General features: G+C 64.6%; 19 protein-coding genes and 1 tRNA gene. 11 read left to right on the top strand and 9 right to left on the bottom strand.

The window, feature by feature from the left end; all coding sequences use genetic code 11:
• Positions 1 to 196: 196 nt before the first annotated feature.
• From ABNU97_RS13240 to ABNU97_RS13230, 3 genes are all read right to left on the bottom strand, one after another.
• Positions 197 to 271, bottom strand: a tRNA-Gln gene (locus tag ABNU97_RS13240).
• A gap of 129 nt (positions 272 to 400) precedes the next feature.
• A complete protein-coding gene (gene lolB, locus ABNU97_RS13235; protein WP_348767171.1) occupies positions 401 to 1,027 on the bottom strand; it encodes a lipoprotein insertase outer membrane protein LolB in 627 nt (208 codons plus the stop codon).
• Positions 1,024 to 2,646, bottom strand: a complete 1,623-nt coding sequence (locus ABNU97_RS13230; RefSeq protein WP_348767170.1) for a tetratricopeptide repeat protein — start codon at positions 2,644 to 2,646, stop codon at positions 1,024 to 1,026. Before ABNU97_RS13230 ends, lolB begins: the two co-directional genes overlap by 4 nt.
• Before the next feature lie 400 nt (positions 2,647 to 3,046).
• Between ABNU97_RS13230 and hemA the strand changes: the two genes are divergently transcribed.
• The 3 genes from hemA to prmC are packed head-to-tail and all read left to right on the top strand — an operon-like array spanning position 3,047 to position 6,304.
• Positions 3,047 to 4,360, top strand: a complete 1,314-nt coding sequence (hemA, locus tag ABNU97_RS13225) for a glutamyl-tRNA reductase (RefSeq protein WP_348767169.1) — start codon at positions 3,047 to 3,049, stop codon at positions 4,358 to 4,360.
• Positions 4,357 to 5,442 (top strand): peptide chain release factor 1, encoded by a 1,086-nt coding sequence (prfA, locus tag ABNU97_RS13220; protein WP_348767168.1) that lies wholly within the window; start codon positions 4,357 to 4,359, stop codon positions 5,440 to 5,442. The genes hemA and prfA overlap by 4 nt, the downstream gene beginning before the upstream one ends.
• A gap of 10 nt (positions 5,443 to 5,452) precedes the next feature.
• On the top strand, positions 5,453 to 6,304 hold the full coding sequence (gene prmC, locus ABNU97_RS13215; protein WP_348767167.1) for a peptide chain release factor N(5)-glutamine methyltransferase: 852 nt from the start codon (positions 5,453 to 5,455) through the stop codon (positions 6,302 to 6,304).
• Between the two features lie 22 nt (positions 6,305 to 6,326).
• Here prmC and ABNU97_RS13210 read toward each other — a convergent pair whose 3' ends face one another.
• From ABNU97_RS13210 to ABNU97_RS13195, 4 genes are all read right to left on the bottom strand, one after another.
• The gene (locus ABNU97_RS13210; RefSeq protein WP_348767166.1) at positions 6,327 to 6,659 is read right to left on the bottom strand and encodes a circadian clock KaiB family protein; all 333 of its coding nucleotides are present in this window, start codon (positions 6,657 to 6,659) and stop codon (positions 6,327 to 6,329) included.
• Positions 6,656 to 8,371, bottom strand: a complete 1,716-nt coding sequence (kaiC, locus tag ABNU97_RS13205; protein ID WP_348767165.1) for a circadian clock protein KaiC — start codon at positions 8,369 to 8,371, stop codon at positions 6,656 to 6,658. The genes ABNU97_RS13210 and kaiC overlap by 4 nt, the downstream gene beginning before the upstream one ends.
• Before the next feature lie 11 nt (positions 8,372 to 8,382).
• Positions 8,383 to 10,443 carry an EAL domain-containing protein gene (locus ABNU97_RS13200; protein ID WP_348767164.1) on the bottom strand — a complete coding sequence of 687 codons (2,061 nt, stop codon included), beginning with the start codon at positions 10,441 to 10,443 and terminating at the stop codon, positions 8,383 to 8,385.
• Between the two features lie 420 nt (positions 10,444 to 10,863).
• Positions 10,864 to 11,877 (bottom strand): isocitrate dehydrogenase, encoded by a 1,014-nt coding sequence (locus tag ABNU97_RS13195; protein ID WP_348767163.1) that lies wholly within the window; start codon positions 11,875 to 11,877, stop codon positions 10,864 to 10,866.
• A gap of 195 nt (positions 11,878 to 12,072) precedes the next feature.
• On the opposite strand from ABNU97_RS13195, the gene ABNU97_RS13190 reads away from it, so the two are divergent.
• The 8 genes from ABNU97_RS13190 to ABNU97_RS13155 all read left to right on the top strand — a co-directional run bounded on the left by ABNU97_RS13190 (position 12,073) and on the right by ABNU97_RS13155 (position 18,320).
• The gene (locus tag ABNU97_RS13190) at positions 12,073 to 12,600 is read left to right on the top strand and encodes a L,D-transpeptidase family protein (RefSeq protein ID WP_348767162.1); all 528 of its coding nucleotides are present in this window, start codon (positions 12,073 to 12,075) and stop codon (positions 12,598 to 12,600) included.
• A 40-nt stretch (positions 12,601 to 12,640) separates the two neighbouring features.
• Positions 12,641 to 13,624 (top strand): cation transporter, encoded by a 984-nt coding sequence (locus ABNU97_RS13185; protein ID WP_348767161.1) that lies wholly within the window; start codon positions 12,641 to 12,643, stop codon positions 13,622 to 13,624.
• A 313-nt stretch (positions 13,625 to 13,937) separates the two neighbouring features.
• Positions 13,938 to 14,378, top strand: a complete 441-nt coding sequence (locus ABNU97_RS13180; RefSeq protein WP_348767160.1) for a M67 family metallopeptidase — start codon at positions 13,938 to 13,940, stop codon at positions 14,376 to 14,378.
• Positions 14,379 to 14,483: 105 nt separating this feature from the next.
• The gene (locus tag ABNU97_RS13175) at positions 14,484 to 16,184 is read left to right on the top strand and encodes a proline--tRNA ligase (RefSeq protein ID WP_348767159.1); all 1,701 of its coding nucleotides are present in this window, start codon (positions 14,484 to 14,486) and stop codon (positions 16,182 to 16,184) included.
• Between the two features lie 105 nt (positions 16,185 to 16,289).
• The gene (locus ABNU97_RS13170; protein WP_348767158.1) at positions 16,290 to 16,910 is read left to right on the top strand and encodes a transglycosylase SLT domain-containing protein; all 621 of its coding nucleotides are present in this window, start codon (positions 16,290 to 16,292) and stop codon (positions 16,908 to 16,910) included.
• A 74-nt stretch (positions 16,911 to 16,984) separates the two neighbouring features.
• Positions 16,985 to 17,350, top strand: coding sequence for an ArsC/Spx/MgsR family protein (locus ABNU97_RS13165; RefSeq protein ID WP_348767157.1), 366 nt, complete (start codon positions 16,985 to 16,987; stop codon positions 17,348 to 17,350).
• Positions 17,347 to 17,964 carry an NAD(P)H:quinone oxidoreductase gene (gene wrbA / locus ABNU97_RS13160; protein WP_348767156.1) on the top strand — a complete coding sequence of 206 codons (618 nt, stop codon included), beginning with the start codon at positions 17,347 to 17,349 and terminating at the stop codon, positions 17,962 to 17,964. The genes ABNU97_RS13165 and wrbA overlap by 4 nt, the downstream gene beginning before the upstream one ends.
• Positions 17,964 to 18,320, top strand: coding sequence for a DUF2069 domain-containing protein (locus tag ABNU97_RS13155; RefSeq protein WP_348767155.1), 357 nt, complete (start codon positions 17,964 to 17,966; stop codon positions 18,318 to 18,320). Before wrbA ends, ABNU97_RS13155 begins: the two co-directional genes overlap by 1 nt.
• A gap of 118 nt (positions 18,321 to 18,438) precedes the next feature.
• Here ABNU97_RS13155 and hda read toward each other — a convergent pair whose 3' ends face one another.
• Entirely contained in the window at positions 18,439 to 19,125 is a 687-nt protein-coding gene (hda, locus tag ABNU97_RS13150) for a DnaA regulatory inactivator Hda (RefSeq protein WP_348767154.1), read from the bottom strand.
• Between the two features lie 31 nt (positions 19,126 to 19,156).
• Positions 19,157 to 20,068 (bottom strand): AI-2E family transporter (locus ABNU97_RS13145; protein WP_348767153.1); only part of this gene is annotated, 912 nt, incomplete at its 5' end.

The raw sequence follows: 20,068 nt of genomic DNA, 5'->3' as shown, positions 1-20,068 counted from the left end.
CTTTCGTGTCCGCTCGCGCGTCACGATTATATGGCTGGGGCGGCAGGATGACTCGGCATCTCGCGATGCCTCGCCCTGCGGGCTCGTGCCGCTGCGCGTCACGATTCTTGCGCGCTTCGCGCGCTGCGTCGAACCTGGCAGGTCCTCATCCAGCCGCCCTGGCTGTCCTTCGTGTCCGCTTGCGCGGACGATTATATGGCTGGGGCGGCAGGATTCGAACCTGCGGTACACGGGATCAAAACCCGATGCCTTACCGCTTGGCTACGCCCCATCTAACCTATGTCGTCTTCGTTCCTTCGAATCCTGCCGCTGCGCGGCTGAATTCGAACCTGCACGCGATGACCGAAATCTTTTCGGCCCGCGCGAAGGCCGCGTATTTTCTTGACTGCTTCGGTCGGTGTCAATTCGCGCCGGACACGCCGTCGACGTCGAACCAGCGATCGACCACGAGGCGGATCCGTGTTTCGCCATTGTCGAGCACGATGCGACGCGGCACGGCGGGCATGTTTTCAGGCTCGACATAATCGGGGAATGACAAGGCCCAACCGTTCTGTTCGAGCGAGATCATGCGCCCCTGGGCGTTAACGCTGATGCGGTCGTAGTCGCCGGGCGCGGGCAGCCCGCGCGCCCAGAAACGCAGCGGCTCGAGCGGGAAAGTCCAGCCCAGCGTGCGTTCGACCAGCGCATCCGGCTCGGTCGTGACGAACCGCTCGTCCTTGGTTTGGATGACCACCGCGTCGTCGAGCGCCCCCTGCGCACGAAAACCGCCCGCGCCCAGCGGGCCCGACAGACGCACATCGAAAGCGTCGCCCTGCTGCCGCCAGCTCAGGTTGCCTGTCCAGCCGAGCAACTGCCCGGTGGCCACGCGCCCCTGCAATGACCAGACGTTGAAATCGGCCAGTTCCTTCTTGTGCGCTGCCCAGGCGGCTGTATCGACGACACCGGCTTCGGTTTCGGCGGGCTTGCGAATGATTGCGCAGCCGGACAATACGGCAGCCGCGACGATCAGAATCAGCAGTTTCTTCATGGGTCGAGACGTTCCACGGTTTCAGTGAGCACGGGATGGTCAGCGCTGTCGGCCATGGCATCCTGCCAGATACGCCGCGCTGCTTCGTGCTGGCCTTGCTGCCATAGCACTTCGCCCAGATGCGCGGCGACTTCGGCGTCCGCGAAATCTCTATACGCCCGTTCGAGGTAGTGTCGTGCGGCGTCCAGATTGCCGCGACGGTACTCCACCCACCCCATGCTATCCAGAATGGCCGGATTGTCCGGCTCGGTTTCGAGCGCGCGCTGGATATAACTCGCGGCGCGGTCATAGTCGCTGCCGTGGTTGGCGATCAGATAGCCCAACGCGTTGAGCGCACGCGCGTCGTCCGGCTCGCGGTCGAGCACGGTTTCCAGATCCTGCTTGGCCGCCTGTATGTCGCCCAGCCGCTCATGGGCCATGGAACGCCCGTACCGCAGCTCGGTGCTGTCGGGTATCTCGTCCAGGCCATGATTGTAAATATCCAGGGCCGCGCGCGGTTCGTCGGCTTCATAGAGGAGCTGGCCTTCGGCCGCATACAGCTGTTCGCTCAGATCGGGATAGCTGTCACGCAGTTCGCTCAAGCGACGCTGGGCCGCGGGCAGATCGCCCTGCATGAAAATCATGCGCGCGCCGCGCACCTGCCCTTCGAAGGCGTGTCCGCCGTTTTCGACGCGCTGGTACCAGCGCTGGGCCTCGGCATAGTTTTCGCGCTCTTCGGCGATGGTGCCGAGATAGAAGGCGGCATCGTCGGCCCGTTCGTTGTTGTCGTACAACCGGGTCAGCGCCGTTTGTGCGCGATCGAGCTGGCCAAGGCTCAGCGACAGAATGGCCAGGCCATAGCGTGCGTCGGTGTTGTCCGGCTGCAGTTCGATGGCCTGCTCGAACTCGCCGAGCGCGGCGTCCTCATGATCGGCTTCGATCAGCAAACGGGCGAGCGCAAGATGATACTGCGCCCGGCTGGCCGCATTGCCGGGCAGCCCGGCCACCAGCGCACGGGCTTTAGAGGTCTCGCCGCTTTCAATCCATACCCCGGACTGCAACAGCACGGCATCGTTCCAGTTCGGATCGAGAGCGAGCGCGCGTTCGGCCGCGCGCGCGGCCACCTCGCTTCGGTCATAGCGCAGCGCGACCACGCCCAGGGCATATTGGGCCGGCGCGCTGGCGCTATCGGCCTGTGCCATATCGCTGAGAGTGTCGATCACCATGTCGGTGGCATTCGGTGCGCCGCTGACCACATCGGCCAGCAGCCGGTAGCCGATATCCGGAGAAGCCGCAGCGGTCACCAGCGCGGGGGCGTAATTCGCAAGACCCTCTGCGTCCTCGTTGGCCACGGCCATGCGCGTGGCCGTACGCTGCGCATCCAGCGAATCGGGTTCATTGCGCGCCCAGATTTTCGCGGCTTTGTAGGCCAGGTCGGGCTGCTCGGCGAACAGCGCGATCCGCGTCGCCCGCTTGGCCAGGGCCGGATCGTTGGAATATTCGAGCGCGGCCACATATTGCCGTGCAGCCAGATCGCGATTGCCACGCTGGATGGCCATTTCGCCGGCCAGCACATGGTATTCGTAGGCCTCCCGCCGGCTGACCGGGCTGGGCTGCACGGCGTTGGCGTCGATACGCATATCCGTGCCGACGGGCGACGTCCCCGGTTGCCCCGCGCAACCAGCCGCCAACACCGCAACACCTGCCAACAACAGGGCGGTTGCAAACGAGCGCGGGCGACGGCTTTGCCGGCCCGCATCATTCAAATTATCGGCGCGAAGGCAGCAAACAGCCGGCGTGCCGGGTTGATCACACGGCAGTGCGACAGCATCCTCGCGGCGGCCGCTGGCCGCAAGGCCTTTGCAAACAAAAGACGGCAAGGCGCCGGCTTTCGTTTTCGAAGGCGGTGAAAAACAGCTCCGCATGAGCTGTTTTCTTGCCGGGTTAATAGTATGCATAACTCAATCATAGCGCGACGATCCGAGCAGCGGCTACGCAAACCGCACCGCGCAAGCGACGGTAGCGCGGTAGAATAACGCCATGACGCTGCTCACCGTCGGTCTGAACCATATCACCGCCCCGCTATCGGTCCGTGAGACCGCTGCGTTTCCGCCCGAGCAGTTCGATGCCGCGCTGGACGATTTTCTGCGCCTGCCGCATGTGTATGAAGGCGCCATCCTGTCAACCTGCAACCGCACCGAACTCTATGCCGTGACCGACGCGCCGGGCGACGGCGCGCTGCGGCATTGGCTGTGCGAACAGCGCGGGCTCAACGACGACGATATGGCGCCCTACTTCTATATCCATCGCGACCGCGAAACGGTACGCCACAGTTTGCGTGTGGCCGCGGGGCTGGATTCGATGATCCTGGGCGAGCCGCAGATCCTCGGCCAGATGAAAAACGCCTACCGCAGCGCCCGTGCCGCGCGCGGCGCCGGACCGTTGCTCACCCGACTTTTCGAACACAGCTTCGCGGTCGCCAAACAAATTCGCAGCCAGACCGATATTGGCGCCAACCCGGTGTCGGTGGCCTATGCCGGTGTAAGCCTGGCGCGCCAGATCTTTGCCGACCTCTCGGAAACCGCGGCCATGTTCATCGGCGCCGGCGAAACGGTCGATCTCGCGGCCCGCTATCTCGCCGAGGCCGGAGTACAACGCATGATCTTCGCCAATCGCAGCGTTGAGCGCGCCCAGGAGCTGGCCACCCGCTATCACGGCTATGCGATTGCCCTGGCGGACATCAGCGCGCATCTGGCCGAAGCCGACATGCTGATCTCGTCGACCGCCGCGCCCGGCTATCTGGTGAGCTTCGACGAACTGCGCGACGCGGTTCGACAGCGCCGACGCAAGCCCATGTTCGCCCTCGACCTGGCCGTGCCGCGCGATATCGATCCCGCGGCCGGCAAGCTCGAGGATATCTATCTGTACTCGGTGGATGACCTGCAGAGCGTCATCGACGATAATCGCCGCTCGCGCGAAAAGGCGGCCACGCTCGCCGACGGCATGCTCGATGTCCGTATCGAGGAATATATCGACTGGCTGGATTCACGCCAGGCGATCGATACCATTCGCGACTTGCGTGGCCAGGCCGACGCGACACGCGAAGATGTGCTGACCAAGGCCAGGCGGCGGTTGGCGCGCGGCGAGAACGCCGACGACGTACTGACCTATCTGGCACGCACGCTCACCAACAAGCTCATGCACCAGCCCAGTGCCACACTGCGCAAGGCACGCGGTGCACATCAGCAGGAGCTGCTCAGCAGCGCCCGGCATCTGTTCCAGCTCGACAGCGAAACGCATGCCGAAAAACGCCGCAATCCGCTTTCCAAGACGAACATAGAAGATAACGAATGAAAGACTCTCTGCGCGCCAAACTCGAGGAACTGGTCGAACGCCACGAGGACCTCGCGCACTCGCTATCCGATCCGGAGGTCATCGGCGATCAGGACAAGTTCCGCCGCATGTCCCAGGAGTACGCCCAGCTCGAATCACTGGCGGCGGACTATCGCGCCTGGCGGGCGCTGGTCGACGAAATAGCCGATCTGGAAGAGATGGAGAACTCCGACGAGGCCGAGCTGCGCGAAATGGCCGAAGCCGAGCTCGACGATGCCCGTGAACGCCTCGTCGGCCTCGAAGCCGCGTTGCGCAAGCACCTGATCCCGCGTGACCCGAACGACAACGCCAATCTCTATCTGGAAATCCGTGCCGGCACCGGCGGCGACGAAGCCGCGCTGTTCGCCGGCGACCTGTTGCGCATGTATTCCAGCTATGCCGAGAAGCAGGGTTGGCAGGTCGAGATCCTGTCGGCCAGTGAAGGCGAACACGGCGGCTACAAGGAAGTGATTTCGCGTCTGATCGGCACCGGCGCCTTCTCACGGCTGAAGTTCGAGTCCGGCGCGCATCGCGTCCAGCGCGTGCCGGCGACCGAATCACAAGGGCGTATCCACACCTCGGCGTGTACCGTGGCGGTGTTGCCCGAACAGGATGAAGTCGGCGCCATCGATATCAGCCCGAACGATATCCGGGTCGATACCTTTCGCGCCCAGGGCGCGGGTGGCCAGCACATCAACAAGACCGATTCGGCGATCCGTATCACCCATATTCCCACCGGCGTGGTGGTCGAATGTCAGCAGGAGCGCTCACAGCACAAGAACCGTGCCCGGGCCATGAGCCTGTTGCAGACCAAGCTGCTGACTGCCGAACAGGACAAGCAGGCCAGCGAACAGGCCGCCACCCGTAAGAAACTCGTCGGTAGCGGCGACCGGTCCGAGCGAATCCGCACCTACAATTTCCCGCAGGGACGGGTTACCGACCATCGCATCAATCTCACCCTCTACAAGCTCGACGACGTCATGGCGGGCAACCTCGAAGAGATCGTGGACGCGCTGACCAGTGAACATCAGGCCGACCTGCTCGCCGAAATGGGCGCGGCCTGATCGCGCCGTCGTGAGCGCTACCGTCGATGCGCTGCGCCGTGCCGCGCTCGCGCGTTTGTCAGCACACGGCGACAGCCCGGCGCTGGATGCCCGGCTGTTACTCGAACATGTGCTGGGGGTTAACCATAGCTGGCTCGTCATGCATGGGCAGGACGTGGTGCCACCCGCCGCGCGCCAGCGTTTCGACGCGCTCGTCGAACGCCGGGCAGCAGGCGAGCCGCTGGCCTATATCATCGGCTCAATCGGCTTCTGGACGCTCGAGCTGAGCGTCACGCCGGATGTGCTCATCCCGCGACCGGATACCGAAACACTGGTCGAGGCCGTGCTTGAAGAGCACGACGCCGCGCCGCGTCGGCTACTCGATCTGGGCACCGGCAGCGGCGCCATCGCCCTGGCCCTGGCCGCTGAACGCCCGGCCTGGGCGATCACCGCCACCGATGCGAGCCCACAGGCCCTGGCCTGCGCCCGCAGCAACGCGGCCCGGCTGGGCCTGACCCGCGTCGAGTTCGCCCTGGGGCCCTGGTTTCAGGCCGTTGGCGACGGTCGCTTCGATATCATCGTGTCGAATCCGCCCTATATCGACGCCGACGACGCCCACCTGGGCGCGCCCGAACTCAAGCACGAGCCACAGGCGGCGCTGGTCGCCCCCGACAACGGGCTCGCGGACCTGCAGCATATTGTTGCCGCTGCGCCGCGCCATCTCGGCGCGGGCGGCTGTCTATACCTTGAGCACGGGGCCGAACAGGGCCCAGCCGTGCGCAGCCTGCTTCGGGACTGGGCACGGGTCGAAACGCTCGTCGACCTCGGCCACAACGACCGGGTGACCCGGGCCGTGCGCCCGGACGCTGTCGCCTGCGCCTAGTACCTGCGCGGGCGCAACGGCCTCAAAGACGATCCAGCGCCTGGGCCAGTTCCTGGGCGACATCCTCGCGTTCGTACAGATCGCCGACATAGCGGCTCACGACGGTGCCTTGCTCGATGATCAGTGTGGGCGTGGCCAGCAGCCGGGACTCGAGCGCACGTGCCGGCTCGCGCAACACGTCGACCACTTCAAAGCGGGCTTCGTCGGCGTTTTCGCGCACGCCAAGCAGTGACTCGATCGCACGCCGCGCACGCCGGGAGCTGGGTGAATCCCCCGCGACGAACAGACGTACGCGCAGCGAATCGCGCGTCTTTTCATCGTTCATCCCGCTGTCTTCGGGCTCGACTTCGTTCATCGTGACGACTCATCGGAAAGACGGTGGTCGTTGGCGTCCGCGCCGCGGCTGCGCAACAACTGGCCGCGATCGTCGGCACGCCGTTGGACATGGTCGCGCTTCTGGCGCTCGAGCTGTTCGAGTTCGGAGCGCTGCTGCTCGAGCTGGCTGCTCAACGTCGCGATCTGCTCCTGGGTCTGTTGGATATGCGTGTACATGCGCTGCCGGTCGCGCTCGTAGGCCTGCTGCTCCTGACGCCGGGCCGCCTCCGACTCCTGCTCCTGACGCAGCCGCGCGGACCCCATCAACATCTCGCCGCTTGCGATATAGACATCGGCCAGCTCCGGCCCGTCATCGGCGAGCGTGAGTTCGCGCATCTGGTTCGAATGATTGATACCGCGGGCCTTGATCACCGACAGCGCACGGTTGCGCTCGCCTTCGTCGACGCGATAGCTCACCCCCACCCACACATCCACGATGTTGGCCAGATGGCTTTCCATGTCGACCACAAATGTCTGCTTCGAGGACAGCGCGGTGAGATAGAGCGTGATTCCGCTCGCCTTGGCCAGATCCAGCAGCCGATCCGAAACATCCACGGCCATGTCCAGGCCACCGGACTTCACCAGTGCCGAAATGGGGTCGATGACCACGTGGTCGGGTGCGAACTCGCGGATCGCGTGATGGATATCGATATAGTGGGCTTCCGCGCTGGTGGCCCCGGCAAGCACCCCGTGCATCTGCAGCAGACCGCTCTCCACGTACGGCCGCAGATCGATGCTGACCGACTTGAGATCCTCGACGATCTGCTCACCGGCTTCATCGAAGCTGATATAGAGAACGCGCTCGCCTTTTTTGGCCATCTGGCGGGCAAAACAGGCGGCGAGGCTGGTTTTGGCCGCACCCGGCGGGCCCGACACAAGCACGCTGCTGCCGCGGATCAGCCCGCCTCGAAGCATGGTGTCGAGCCGCTCGATACCGCTGGCGATACGCTCTTCGAAAACCTTGGCGGTCAGCGGATGATTTTCCCGCTCGGCCACCAGTACGCCGCTGTTGCGAATCACGAACGGCATCTCGGCGCCGCTGCTTTCACCGCCGCGCAGTTTCACCACGCGCAGGGTGCGCGCGAACGTGCGCTTGTGCGGAATGTTGCGCAGACGAATCACGCAGTCGGCGACGTAGGGCATGTCGCGAAAATGTGTCGTGCCCGTGCTGTCGTACTCGTCGAGCTTGGCGGTCATGATCACCGCAACGCCGCAGTCGGTAAGCCAATGCTTGAGGCGAAACAGCTCGCGCATCGCCGCGACGCGATCGCCCAGCGTACCCAGCAGCGCGTCGAGGCCGTCGATCAGTACCCAACGCGCGCCGGTCTGCTGGATCTTGGCCTGGATCGACGCCAGCAGCCCGGAAATATCGAATGCACCGGCGTTCTGGAACTCGTCCTCGACCCGCGCCGACATCAGGTGAATACTGTCGGCCGCTGCCTCGGCGAAGCCCCACTCGAAAGACACGTGATTCTCGATCAGCTCGTCGGGGCCTTCTTCGAAGCCCACCACGATTCCAGGCCGTCCCGCATGGGCGTTGTGAACCAGTATTTCCAACGCGAGCACGGTCTTGCCCACGCCGGTGCCGCCATACACAAGGGTCAAACGCCGGTCGGGCAGGCCGCCACCGAGCAGGGCATCCAGCCCCTCTACCCCGGTCGGCAAACGGGACGTGGCAGACACTTCTGGCATGGACAAAGGGCCTATTCCTCGAGTACGGACGACGGATCGTCTGTCAGATTGCCGGTTTCACCATCCACGGGCAACAAGTCGTGGTTGTAGAGCAGCCACTCAAGATCCCCTGCTGCGAGCGGCAGGCTGTAGAGATAGCCTTGCGCCTCTTCACAGTGCCAGTGGCGCAACCATTTGCGCTGCGCCGGCGTTTCCACGCCTTCCGCGGTCACCCGGATATCAAGGCTGCGCGCCATCGCCACGATCGTGCGGGTGATGGTCAGGTCGCCCTTTTCGGCAGGGATGCCGTCGACGAAGGACTTGTCCACTTTGAGATAGGTGATTGGAAACTGGCGTAGATAGCTCAGCGACGAGTAGCCGGTCCCGAAGTCGTCGAGCGCCACCGCCACCCCCAGGGCCTGCAGCGCATGGAGCGTGTCCAGGGTGGCGCCGGCCTGTTCCATGAGCACGGTTTCGGTTATTTCGAGCTCGAGATGACGGCCCGCCAGCCCGGTCTCCTCGAGCACGGCCGCGATCTGCTCCACCAGATCAGTTTGGCGAAACTGGCGCGCGGACAGGTTTACCGCCACGCGCAGATGATCGTAGCCGCGCTCATGCAGGCGCTGCAGCTCATGACAAGCCTCGCGCAGTACCCACTGGCCAATTTCGACAATGAGACCGATCTCCTCGGCAATCGGTATGAAGTCCGCGGGCGAAACCATGCCCAGTTCGGCGTTCTGCCAGCGAAGCAATGCCTCGATACCGGTCACCGCCCCCGTGTCCACATCGACGAACGGCTGGTAGTAGACATGGAACTCGCGGCGTTCGAGCGCCCGGTGCAGGTTATTGCGCAGCTGCAGCATCCAGTGCGCGTTGGCATCCATTTCGGGGCGATAGAACACATAACGTCCATGCCCCTGACGCTTGGCCCGATACATCGCAAGATCGGCGTTGCGCAACAGGGTGTGCAGATCTCGACTGTCGTCGGGGTAACAACTGATCCCGATACTGGCGGTGGTGAACACGGCCTGGTCGTTGAGCGTGAGCGGCACCCGCAGCATTTCCTGAATCCGGGTGGCCACCTGTGCCGCATCCTCCGGTCTGGCGATGGAATCGAGCAGAATGACGAATTCATCACCGCCCTGACGCGCGACCACATCGCTGGCGCCCACCGCGGCGCGCAGGCGTTCTGCCACATGGCACAGCAGCTCGTCGCCAACCGCATGGCCCAGCGAGTCGTTGACCGCCTTGAAGCCGTCAAGGTCGAGAAACATCAGCGCCAGATGGCGCCCGTCGCGTTCGACTTCGATACGCGCCAGCTCGGCACGTTTTTCGATCAGCGTTCGGTTGGCCAGCCCGGTCAGCGTATCGTAATGGGCCAGATAATCGATGCGCGCCTCGTAGGCCTCCTTCACGGACAGGTCGCGAAAGATCACCACGAATCGGGCCGTATCCTCACCGCTGCCCGGCAACAGCGCCGTGATCTTGACGTATGCGGGATACGGTTCACCGTCGCGACGCCGACAGCGCACCTCGCCACTCCATCGCTGGCCAGGCTCGAGCCGTTCGACCAGACCGCGCGCGAACGCCTGCGCCTCGTCTGTTTCGCCAAGCTGGATCGGTGCGCCCAACGCCTCGACATCGTCGTAGCCGGTGATCCGGCTGTAGGCCGGGTTCAGCGCACGAATGCGTGCCTCGGCGTCGAGCAGAACCGCCGCCTCCTCGATGTGATCCAGCGCCGCCTGGGCGATGCCCGCACCGTCTGCGAGCGTCACGCTCGAACGCAGCACCAGGCTCGCGATTTGACCATGTACGGGATGATCGAAAACGTGCCCGGCCATCTGCGCGCTGAACACGAAGCCGTCGTGATGCCGCAACATCACCTCGACCGCCGCGCATGCATCGCCGGTCATGCGGGAAAGCGTGTCACCGGCGCGTTGCAACCAATCCTCGCCGGCCACTTCTGCCAGCTGTTGACGCGTTCGCCCCAGCAAGCGGCAGGCCGAGTCGTTGGCCTCGATGATCTCACCGGCCATCTTCGCGAGCACGAGCGCAGCCGGGCTGTGCCCGGCGAGATAATGAAAATCGCTCATGCGCTCCCCGCTCAGCTGTCGCATAGAATGTCGGTCGCAGCGGGTCGTTGCCGGTACCGCCTTTATCTGCCTTCCCATGCGCCCGGCGTCGAGCCCGACGTAGGCCGGCTTGTTTTAAAAACAGCTTACTCGCGTTGTAACGATCCCGGCTACGCCGATCGGATCAACCCGGCATCAGAATCTTCTGTCTGGGTTGCTAACACGCCCATACGCAAGCGTTGGCGCCGCGTCCAGCGGCCGCCAAGCCGCTGGACGAAACCACGCACAGATGCCGTCGTCTATTTTCTATGGTGTAGAGAACAGCCGACGCAGCCGGCTGTTCTGGTGCCGGGCTGACAGACCCGAACCGATCGCAGCCGGTGCCGCGTGTGCGTAACGCCGGCCAGCCACAGCGGCGTACCGGCACCGGCCGCGGCGCGATTATCCGAGCCGTTCAATCACCGCATCGGTAAAGCGCTCGGTGGTGGCATTGCCGCCCAGGTCGGGCGTCACGCGATCGTGCTCGGCAACCACCGAGCGCACGGCGCGGCGCAGCCGGTTGGCGTTCTCGGCCTGGTCTACGTGTTCGAGCATGAGCGCGGCGGCGAGAATGACGGACGTCGGATTGGCAATGCCCTTACCCGCGATATCCGGCGCACTGCCGTGCACGGCTTCGAACATGGCACAGGTTTCACCGATATTCGCGCCGGGCGCGAGCCCGAGCCCGCCGATCAGACCGGCACACAGATCGGAGAGAATATCCCCGAACAGATTGGTGGTGACGATGACGTCGAAGCGCTCGGGGTGCATGACCAACTTCATCGCACAGGCGTCGACGATCACCTCGTCGTGTTCGATATCGTCGTATTCCTCCGATATCTGGCGCCCCACCTCCAGAAACAGCCCGGAGGTCGATTTCATGATGTTGGCCTTGTGCGCCAGCGTGACCTTGCGACGGCCGCGCGCCCGCGCCATATCGAAGGCGAAGCGAATGATGCGCTCGCATTCGGAGCGGGTGATCACCGACAGCGCCTCGGCACGGTTGCCGTCTTCCGAGACCTTCTGGCCCTGACCGGAATACATGCCGCCGGTGTTCTCGCGCACGGTGATGATATCGAGGTTGTTGTAGCGCGACTGCGTACCGGGCATCGACAGCGTGGGCCGAACGTTGGCATACAGGTCGAAATGCTTGCGCATGGCCACATTGACCGAGCGATAGCCCTTGCCGGAGGGGGTGGTGACCGGGCCCTTGAGCACCAGGCCGGTGCGTTCGATCGATTTCAGCGCCGACTCCGGCATCACGTCGGACTCGCCCGCGTCGAGCGCCGCCTGGCCCACGATGACTTCCTCGTACTCGAACCCGGTATCCAGGCGGTCGAGTACCCGCAGCGCGGCATTGACGATATCCGGGCCGATACCGTCGCCCTTGATGACTGTGACCGGCGTTTTGCTCATGGCGAATCCTCTAAGCTTGGAAAATATCGGGGCGCGGCCCATAGCTGTGGACTCGGCCTCCTGCTGACCTCATCCTAGCACCGCATCGCCGTCGGGCATGGCCACGTAATGACTGGCACCCGTACGCAGCGCGCGGCAGAATTGCGTCGTAGGGCGCGCCACGGCGCGCAATTCGATTACCAACACGAGCCGACCATGCGCTTGAACGCGACTTCTCATATTCGTCTGCTGCTTTGTACGCTCGTGCTGCTCGCGCTCGTGGCGCCGGCCGTGGCCCTGGCCCAGGACGAATTCGACGACGACTTCAAACCGCCGGTCGATCTGGTGGTGGTCATGAAGGCCAACCGGGTGATGTATCTCTATGCCAACGGCGAGATGGTCGAGCAGTTCCCCATCGCCCTCGGCAAGAACCCGATCGGCACCAAACGCAAGCGCGGCGACAATCGCACGCCCGAAGGGCTGTATTACCTGGACTGGCGCAATCCGGACAGCATCTTTCACCGCTCGATCCATATCTCCTACCCGAACGCGCGCGATCGCGAGGACGCCGACGCCCGCGGCGTAGACCCCGGCGATCTGATCATGATCCACGGCCAGCCGGACTATGACGACCGCGAGCGCGAGGGCGACTGGACCAACGGCTGTATCGCCGTATCCAATCAGGCGATCGATACGATCTGGGACCGCGTCTACGACGGCACCCGTATTCATATCTATCCGTAGCCGGATTGAACGCGCTGGTCGATCACGCCCGCAGCCACGCATGACCCCGCATCAGCCGCGCACGCCGAGCAGCCTGCCCGCGCACAAGCACCGGGCACTGCAACGCGCCCTGCGTATCGAATGGCTGACCCTGATACTGCGTATGAGCGTGGTCGCCGCGCTCTACGCGGCCTTGGGTACGGCCCAGGCGCTGACCGCGATCTGGCTGAAAAGCCTGTGGGCGCTGTTGCCACCGCTCGCTTTTATTGTCGCCTGCCGGGTCGAGAACCTGCGGCCGACGCCACGCTTTCCCTACGGTTTCTATCGTGCCGGCACCATTGCATTCCTGAGCGGCGCCCTGGCCCTTTCGGCGATGGGCCTGTATCTGCTTTATGTCGCGCTGCGCGGCCTGATCGTGCTCAAGCATCCGGCATTAGGCACGCTTTGGTCACAGCCATTGCCGGACTGGCCGGGCTGGCCGATGCTCGCCGCACTGGCCTACAGCCTGCTCGTGCCCATTATCGCCGGACGTTCGCGCCAGAGCCTGGCGATCGATCTGCACGACAAGGGCCTCTACGCCGACGCCACCATGGGGCGCGCAAGCTGGCTGGCCGGGGGCGCGGCGATCGTCGGCGTACTCGGCATCGGGCTGGGGCTTTGGTGGGCCGACTTTATCGCCACCCTGGCGATCGGCGCCGATATCCTGCGCCATGGCGCTCACCATCTTTACACTGCGGTATGCGACCTCATCGACGAGGTGCCGCGCGAACTCGGCAGCAGCCGGGTCGACCCGCTCGGCGGACGGATTCGGGATCGGCTTACCCGCCTGGCCTGGGTCAGCGATGCCCGCGTGCGGCTACGAGAAGAAGGCCGGCGTCTGACCGGTATTGCCTTCGTCTGCCCGCACGCGGATACGCCGGCGCTGGTAGCCCAGCTGGCCGAGGCGAGGGCCGATATCGAAGCCATGGACTGGCGCCTGCTCGACTTCGAACTGGTGCCGGTCACCAGCGCACGCTGTGCGGATGCGATACGCACACCGCGCTGAGGCCGCGGCGGCTTGGGCAGCTCTGCACAACCTGTCACGGTCGCGCCGTGTGCTTTACGCGTGATTGACAGACAAGTGAGAGCGTAGCGTGCGCAAGCCCATAAGCACGTTGCACGGTAGCGAACGCTGGCGCCGATCAAGCGCGCGCAAAGCCCTGGCCGTTCAGCGGTTCTGACCTGCCAATAAGGCAGGCGCTGGGCCTGGGCGCCTTGGCGCACCATCTGTGCGGACTCGAACGCGACCCGCGAGAGGTTATGCGCAAGCTTGCCTCGGTAACCGGCGGCGCTCGTGCAGACCGGTCGCGGGCGCTATCATGCGCATCGTTTTGCTCAAGGAATTTGGCGTGCCCCCTGTAAAGATGAGTCGGATGCTGGCCACCCGCCTGCTCTTCGAAGCCCAGAAACAGCCGGATGCCGAGGTGTGCGGCTTTCTCAGCCAGCGCGACGGCATACCCTATGAAATCTACCCGGTCGCCAACGTCGCGGCCGACCCGGCACGGCGTTTCGAGATGGACCCGGCCGGCCAGATCGCCGCGCTTAGAAACATGCGCGATCGCGGCGAGGACATGCTGGCGATCTACCATTCCCACCCCAGCGCGCCGCCCGAGCCCTCGGTCCACGACGTGGAAGGCCTGGGCTACCCGGAGGCGCTGTATCTGATCATCTCGCTTAACATCAAGGGCGTGCTGGAAATGCGCGCCTGGCAGCGCGAAGACGATGCCATGCACGAGCGCGTACTCACGATTCTGGACTGATCGACAAGCCGAACGCGCCGCCCCGCTTTAAGCTGTCGGTCAGCCGCCGCGCTTTTTTGTAGAATCGCGGGCTGACTCGCTCATCGACCCAACCGGCCTTCGCCCATGCGTCTATCCGCCTTTGCCCTGTCCACCACCAAGGAAACCCCGGCCGATGCCGAGATCGTGTCGCATCAGCTGATGCTGCGTGCCGGCATGATCCGCAAGCTCGGTGCCGGCCTGTATACCTGGACGCCGCTCGGTATCCGCGTATTGCGCAAGGTGGAAAACATCGTGCGCGAGGAGATGGACGCGGCCGGCGCACTGGAAGTGCTCATGCCGGCGGTCCAGCCCGCGGAACTCTGGCAGCAGAGCGGCCGCTGGGATGCCATGGGCGACCTCATGCTGCGCATGACCGATCGTGCCGAGCGCCAGTACTGCTTCGGGCCGACCCACGAAGAAGTGATCACCGACTACGCCAAGCGCGATATCAGCAGCTACAAGCAGCTGCCGGTCAACTTCTACCAGATCCAGACCAAGTTCCGCGACGAAATACGGCCACGCTTCGGCCTGATGCGCGCCCGCGAATTCATCATGAAGGACGCCTACTCCTTTCATATGGACGAGGCCGATCTGGATCGCGAATATCAGGTCATGCGCGCGGCCTATGCGCGGATACTCGATCGCATCGGGCTCGACTATCGCATCGTGGCCGCCGACTCCGGCGCCATCGGCGGCGCCAAGTCCGAAGAATTCCATGTCCTGGCCCAGGCCGGCGAAGACGAGCTTGCGGTCGCCGAAAACGGCGCCTATGCCGCCAATATCGAAGCCGCCACCACCCGCGCAAGCGATACGCCGCGCCCGGCGCCGGCTGGCGAGCTGCGCAAGGTCGACACCCCCGGGGTCGCCACCATCGCCGACCTGTGTGCCGCCCTCGATCTGCCCGCCGAAGCCACCGCCAAGGCGATCGTGGTCATGGGCGAGGACGATAAACCGGTACTGCTGGTGCTGCGCGGCGATCACAGTCTCAACGAAATCAAGGCCGAAGGCATCGACGGAATCGCCACCCCGCTGCAGTTCGCTGACGAAGCGATCATTCGCGAACATTTCGGCGCCGGCCCCGGCTCGCTTGGCCCGGTGAACCTCAACCTGCGCGTCATTGCCGACTACGGCGTCCAGAACGCGGCCGACATGGCGGTGGGCGCGAACTACGACGGCGCCCATTTCGTGAACTTCAACTGGGGTCGCGACGCCATCGAACCCGAGTTTGCCGATCTGCGCAACGTCGTCGCCGGCGACCCGAGCCCGGACGGCTCACCGCTGTCGATTCTGCGCGGTATCGAAGTCGGCCACGTATTCCAGCTCGGCGACAAGTACAGCCGTGCGCTGGAGCTGAGTGTGCTTGACGAAAACGGCAAGTCGATCACCCCGCAGATGGGCTGCTACGGCTTTGGCGTATCGCGGATTGTCGCCGCCGCCATCGAACAGTGCTTCGATAACGCCGGTATCTGCTGGCCGACCGCGATCGCGCCGTTCGAACTGGTCATCATTCCGATCAAGGCCGACAAGTCGGCGGCGGTACGCGAGGCCTGCGAGAGTCTGTATGCCGACTGCCGTCGGCTGGGTATCGACGTGGCCCTGGACGACCGCGGCCTGCGTCCGGGTCCGATGTTCGCGGACGCCGAGCTCATCGGCATCCCCCATCGCGTGGTGGTATCCGATCGCGGTATTGAAGCCGGCACGCTCGAATACAAGGGGCGTCGCGACAGCGACAACAGCGAAATTGAATACAGCGTGGAAGCCCTGCGGCAAAAGTTGGGCCGCTAGGCGCCGATAACGCTCAGGATTGCTTACGATAGCCCGCATCGCTGCGGGAACGGATGAGACGTGCGCCGGGGGCACGGTCTTGGCCAAGCGAGGGGGAGCAAGGCTTTGTCGGAAACGTATTCGCTGGCAGGCGTATCCGCGCCGCTGCTGCGTTTGATTTCGCGGGTGGCGCTGGGCTTGGCGTTGTTCGCGAGCACGCCCGCATACAGCGCGGCGGCCCAGCCCGAGACGGTGGATCCGGCGCTGCGCCGGGCGTTGATGACCGCGGTCAAGGATTCGGCCACCTTCTCGAACCGCTTCGAAGCCGAAGTGTGGCTGCTCGACATGTCCACGCGCCTGGAACGGCTGATGCCGGACGTGGGCCGGCGCATGGCCCTGCTCAAGACCGTCCACGCCGAAGCCAGCCGTGCAGGACTCGATCCGCAGGTGGTGCTGTCGCTGATTCAGGTGGAATCGGCGTTCCAGCGCTTCGCGGTATCGTCGGCCGGCGCCATCGGGCTGATGCAGATCATGCCGTTCTGGATCGACGAAATCGGCCGGCCCGACGACAACCTCTTCGACATGCGCACCAACCTGCGCTACGGCTGCACGATTCTGGCGTTCTATCTCGACAAGGAGAACGGCGATCTCACCCGGGCGCTGGCGCGCTACAACGGCAGCCTGGGCGAATACTGGTATCCGTCACGGGTGGCCAGCGCCCTGCAGGCCCGCTGGTACGCGCGCTAGGGATCACGCCGGGCGTTGCGTTGTCGTCGCATGCGCCGCAGGATAAGCCGCCGTTCGCCCATCGGTCGTACCTCATGCGTTTGTACTACAACCCGCGCTGTTCCAAATCGCGCGCCGCGCTCGAGCTGCTCGAGAACACGGGGCACGCGGTCGAGGTGGTGGATTACCTGCAGGCGCCCCCTGCGGCGTCGGAGCTTGCCCGGCTGATCGACGCGCTCGATAGCGCGCCCGCCGCGCTGGTGCGTACCGGTGATGCAAGCTTTGCCGACAGCGGTTATACCCGGTCCGCGCTCGATCGCGATACGGTCATCGCCCTGCTTGTCGCCCAGCCGGCGCTCTTGCAGCGGCCGGTGCTGGAAATCGATACCGCAGCCGTCATCGCGCGCCCGCCCGAACGCGTATTCGAACTCGTCGCATCCGACCAGGAACCCGATTCATGAGCAGCGTTTCCAAGAGCAACGAAATTCTCGTGCTCTATTACAGCCGCAACGGCGCCACCGCCGCGCTGGCCAATGAAATTGCCCGCGGTATTGCCAAGGTCAAGCCCATGCAGGCACGCGTACGCACCGTGCCCGAGGTATCTCCCGATACCGAAGCCAGCGCACCCTCGGTGCCCGAGCACGGCGCGCCTTATGCGACCCACGACGACCTCGAAAACTGTGCTGGCCTGGTCATGGGCTCGCCAACCCGCTTCGGCAATATGGCCGCGCCGTTGAAGTACTTTCTCGACACACTCTCGGGTCAGTGGTTATCCGGCACGCTGGCCGACAAACCGGCTGCGGTATTCACCTCCACCGGCAGCCTGCACGGCGGCCAGGAAACCACGCTCACGAGCATGATGCTGCCGCTCTTGCATCACGGCATGGTGATTGTCGGGCTGACCTATACCGCCGACAATCTCCTGGCCGAGACCGACAGCGGCGGCACCCCGTACGGCGCCAGCCATGTCGCCGGCGTGATCGGCGACAAGCCGCTGGCCGATATCGAAAAACAGATCGCCCGCAACCTCGGTGAGCGCGTCGCGCGCACCGCGCTCAAGCTGAGCGACCACTGATGCGCTGGTCTCGCTATGCCCTGATGCTGGCCGTGCTCGGCAATATCGCCCTGATCGCGAGCCTGTTCTGGATTGCCGGCGTGCATACCATGGAGCGGCTGCTGCTGGCCTCGATCTTCAGCCTGCCGCTGCTGGCCTCACTCAACGGCCTGGCGCGGGCACGCATCTATACCGCGGCCTGGGCATCGATGGCGGCGTTGTTCTATATGGCCTACGCCATGGTCGAATATATTGCCGGCGCGGCGACGCTGGCCGTGGATCTGTGCCTGGGCGCAAGCATCGCCATGTTCGTGGGCACCGTGGTGTTCGCGAAATGGGATTCGCGCGAGCGCGAAGCCCAGGGCCCTGGCGGCTAAGCGTTGCTTGTGCAACCCGATACTTCGAACGCGCTCTAGCGACTGCAAGAAACTCGGTCGGCTGCGCTCGCGGGCACAGGTTGCCCAGCAATGCACGCGTCGCGCGCGCTGGCCGGCTTCAGCCCAGAGTCTGCTTGACGAAGGGAATGGTCAGGCGGCGATGGGCCGCCAGCGAGGCATGATCGAGGGTATCGAGCGCGGCCATTAGCGCCGGCACGTCGCGCTCGCCGTGGCGCAGCAGCCAGCGCGCGGTGGCATCCGGCATTTCCATGCCGCGCTGGGCCGCCCGTTCGATAAGCAGGGCGTGCTTGTCGGCGTCGTCGAGTTCGGCGGTGGCGATCGCGCCGCCCCAGGCCAGGCGGCTGGCCAGATCGGCCAGCGCCAGTCCGAGCTCGGCGGGCGGCTGGCGATCCGCGACCAGCAGCCGTCCACCGCGGGCGCGCAGACCGTCGGTGAGGCTCAACAGCGCGATTTCGGCATCGCGGTCGCCGGCAATCGCGGACACGTTGTCAATACACACGCAGTCCATATCCTGTAGTCCGGCCAGCAGCGACTCGGCCTGATCGGCCACCTGATCCAGCGGTACATAAACGCTGCGATCGCCGGCATCGCCGGCGGCACGACAGGCGGCCTGTAGCAAGTGCGTTTTGCCGCTGGCTTCGGGGCCATGCAGGAACAGGCGTTCGCTGCGTCCATCGACAATCTGTTCGACTGCTGCAAGCACCTGCGCGTTGGTTTCACCCACGAACGCATCCAGCGTCGCGCTCTGCGGCAGCTGGACCCCCAGAATCAGCTGTGTCGCCATCGCCCCGGCCTTTTCTTCGAATGCACCGCCATCAATGATCGAGATAGGCGCGGCTGGAGCGCCACTGGCGGCCGCCGTAGCGCACGATCACCGCCATCGCGGCCGCGACCGGCAAGGCGATCAACACGCCGACGAAGCCCAGCAGCTGGCCACCGGCAAGAACCGCAAAGATCACCCATACCGGATGCAGGCCGATGGCATCGCCGAGCAGCAGCGGCTGCAGTATCACCTGTTCGAGCACCTGGCCAATGCCGAACACCACGAACACCCAGATCAGCTGGAAGGGATCGCCCGTCTGCACCAGCATGGCGACGCTGGATACCAGCAGCCCGCTGATCACGCCCACATACGGCACGAAACTCACCAGCCCCGCGCCGAGACCGATCACCAGCGCCAGGTCCAGGCCGGCCAGCCACAGGCCCACGATATAAATCGAGCCCAGCACCGTCATCACCAGCAGCTGGCCGCGGATGAACTGGCCCAGGACCTGGTCGGTCTCCTGCGCTAGTTCGCTGACCGTGCCGACATAGCGGCGCGGCAGCTGGGATTTGATCCAGGCGACCATGTGGTCCCAGTCGCGCAGCAGATAGAACATGATCACCGGGATCAGCAGCAGATTCATGGCGATCGCCATGAGCGCGGTGCCCGAGGAAAACGCCTTCTTGGCTACCGTGGTGGCAAAACCGCCGGCCGTGCCCCAGTTGTCGGCGATCAGGGTCTTGATGGCATCCACGTCGAGCGACTGCCCGTTGGGCCCCAGCGAGCCGAGATACGGCGCGGTCGTGCGTTGAATCCAGTCCAGATAGCGCGGCAGGTTCTGAATCAGCGTATTGAGCTGTTTCTGCAGCTGCGGCAGCAACAGCAGCAGCAATAACGACAGCAGCACGGTCACCACCGCGAAAACCACCACAACGCCGCTGGTACGCGACATGCGCAGCCGCTC

The sequence above is a fragment of the uncultured Salinisphaera sp. genome, from assembly GCF_964012375.1.
Taxonomy (GTDB): domain Bacteria; phylum Pseudomonadota; class Gammaproteobacteria; order Nevskiales; family Salinisphaeraceae; genus Salinisphaera.
Note: the sequence above shows the minus strand (reverse complement) of the source record. Positions and strands in the feature narration are given on the sequence as shown.